The sequence below is a fragment of the Endozoicomonas sp. ONNA2 genome, assembly GCF_024606365.1.
In the GTDB taxonomy this organism is placed as follows: Bacteria; Pseudomonadota; Gammaproteobacteria; order Pseudomonadales; family Endozoicomonadaceae; genus Endozoicomonas.
Window position 1 is genome coordinate 1 of sequence record NZ_JAHHPO010000408.1, and the last position, 1,444, is coordinate 1,444.

Consider the following 1,444-nt stretch of genomic DNA (forward strand, 5'->3'; position numbering starts at 1 on the left):
CTTGATGCCTTCTTCCCGGGCAATCTGTGCGGCCTGCAGCGGTGAGATTTCTCCAGCGGTGTTGGCACCATCAGTCAGCAATATAAGTACCCGGCTATCCTCGGGGCGTTTACGAAGATGTTTGACCGCAAGACCCAGGGCGTCCCCGATCGCGGTCTTGTTGCCCGCCATCCCGATGGCTGACTCATTCAGCAGTGTCCTGACCGTTTCCCGGTCAAAGGTCAGCGGTGTTTGCAGATAGGCCCGGGTGCCAAACAGGATGAGTCCAAGCCGGTCCCCACGCCGTCGCTGGATAAAATCATTGACCACCGCTTTGGTGGCGCTCAGCCGGTCAACCTGGCGGCCATTGAACACCATGTCATTGATCTCCATGCTGCCTGAGAGGTCAACAGCCATCATCAGGTCCCGGCCACTGTCCTGTATCTCAACGGGGTCTCCCAGCCAGACCGGTTTGCTGGCAGCAATAAGCAGCAGCAGCCAGATCAGACCGGGCAGAATGAGTCGTTTGCCCGAAGGCGTTTCTTGTTCTGTCCGTTGCTCACCTATTATGAGCGACAGTTGTCCATAAAAAGGCGTATACAGCGCAGCATCATTATCACTACTGGCCGGTTTTACCCATCGATAAACCAACAGGGGTAAGGGCAGGGCAATCAGTATCCAGGGCCATTGAAGCTCAAGCATGGTGTCTTTTTATCCATCGCCGGGTGAGTTCATATACGTTTGCTGGCATCTCGTCGGGAGTGCCGTGGGGGAGCGTCAGTGGTATCTGCGGGTTGTAACGGTCGTTATTAAAGGCGCTGTGGTTGAGGAATTCGGGGATGTCGCCGGTATCCGCCAGAAACTGGCTCCAGCAAGCCCCGGACAGACCGGCAACCTCACCGGTGGGAAACGCATGCAAGGCCACCCGTTTTAACAGTTCATTGGATTCATTGGCCAGTCGGTGCAGCGACTGATGAAGCTGATAGTCCGCGTGTATTCGCCTGGCCTGCAGCAGTGCCTCAGAGCGGTAACGGTTTTTCTGCCAGCGACGCCAGAAATAGAAGGTGACCAGTGTCACCAGGGCAATACCGATAAACGCCAAAACCCACCAACCAATGGCCGGAGGCCATAATCCCACAGGGTCCGGGAGATGGTTCGGGCGGAGTTGATCCAGAGGATTTTGCAGTGCCATGACTAAGTCCTCTGTGGCGGTTCAAAACAGACGGCAAACACCCATGCTTGCGGATATATTCTCACCAGGCCAGCTCCCGGTTGTTCCTCCTGACGCCGTAAAGCCCCAGCAACTGCCGGGCAGAAGGGATGGCGCAGTTAATCTCCAGCAGCGGAATGCGATAGCGTGAAAGCATCTGCCTGAGCTGTTCATGATGCTTCAGATACTGCTGGTGGAACTGCTGGCGCAGCTCGGGGCGGGCGGTGTTCACCGACAGTGTGTGCATGCCATCGG

Annotated in this window: 3 protein-coding genes; all 3 read right to left on the bottom strand. The window is 56.4% G+C overall.

Translation table 11 applies throughout. The features are described from left to right. Positions 1 to 681, bottom strand: a 681-nt coding sequence (locus KDK14_RS07400) for a VWA domain-containing protein (protein ID WP_257264421.1), incomplete at its 3' end; no start/stop codon positions are given. Continuing rightward, entirely contained in the window at positions 674 to 1,171 is a 498-nt protein-coding gene (locus KDK14_RS07405) for a DUF4381 domain-containing protein (protein WP_257264422.1), read from the bottom strand. The genes KDK14_RS07405 and KDK14_RS07400, both read right to left, overlap by 8 nt. 61 nt (positions 1,172 to 1,232) lie before the next feature. Further along, positions 1,233 to 1,444 (bottom strand): hypothetical protein (locus KDK14_RS07410; RefSeq protein ID WP_257264423.1); only part of this gene is annotated, 212 nt, incomplete at its 5' end.